The organism is Bacillus sp. mrc49, assembly GCF_002803435.1.
The window spans coordinates 1-805 of the sequence record NZ_PHNG01000599.1 but is presented as its reverse complement, the minus strand read 5'-3'; the positions used below and the strand labels follow the sequence as shown (position 1 = coordinate 805).

Here is an 805-nt window from a genome sequence, read left to right as displayed (position 1 = left end):
AGTTTCAAGAAGAGGCGGCCTTGAAAGAGAAACAACTGTTGGTCATTGGCTGCAGTACAAGTGAAGTGATGGGAAAACGGATCGGCACGGAAGGAACGCTCGATGTTGCCGGGATGATTTTTTCCGTTGTGAGCGATTTTCAAGAAAAAACCGGTGTCCAAGTGGCCTATCAATGTTGCGAGCATCTTAATCGGGCCTTGGTCTTGCAAAGGGAAACGGCTGTGCGAAGAGGGTATGAAGAAGTGTCCGTCATACCGGTCAGGACGGCAGGCGGATCAATGGCTACATACGCCTATCAACAATGGAAAGATGCCGTAGTCGTGGAGCATATTAAAGCGGAAGCGGGCATAGATATTGGGGATACCTTCATTGGCATGCATTTAAAGCATGTGGCCGTTCCGCTTCGATCTGCCATCAAGGAAATAGGGCACGCACATGTGACCATGGCAAAAACCCGCCCCAAACTTATCGGCGGGGAGCGGGCCGTCTATCAGGACATTTCCGTCAACAAGAGTTGTCATTGAGTAGACGGTTGGCACGCACGCCTGGTCTCGTATGAGGCATGTTCAGTGTATAAGCAGGGTTTCGGAGGTCTCATTCCGGAACCCTTTTTGACGATTTGGATGGCCTGCACAAGAAATGAAGTCATCCTCTGATAGTCCTGATCCGAGCGGAAAGTGACGTTTAAAGGATAATATCTGCAATGCTTCTTGAAACGGACAGCGCCTGACTGTAGACAAGTTCCATCAAGCCATGCCATTTTTAAATCGTCATAAATGGAAGGGAACTGTATTTCAGGGGGGGT

1 protein-coding gene is annotated in these 805 nt (G+C 49.2%); it reads left to right on the top strand.

Features of this window, described 5'->3' with window-relative positions; genetic code table 11:
• On the top strand, positions 1–524 hold a 524-nt coding region (locus CVN76_RS06295), incomplete at its 5' end, for a TIGR01440 family protein (RefSeq protein ID WP_100530618.1).
• Positions 525–805 lie beyond the last annotated feature (281 nt).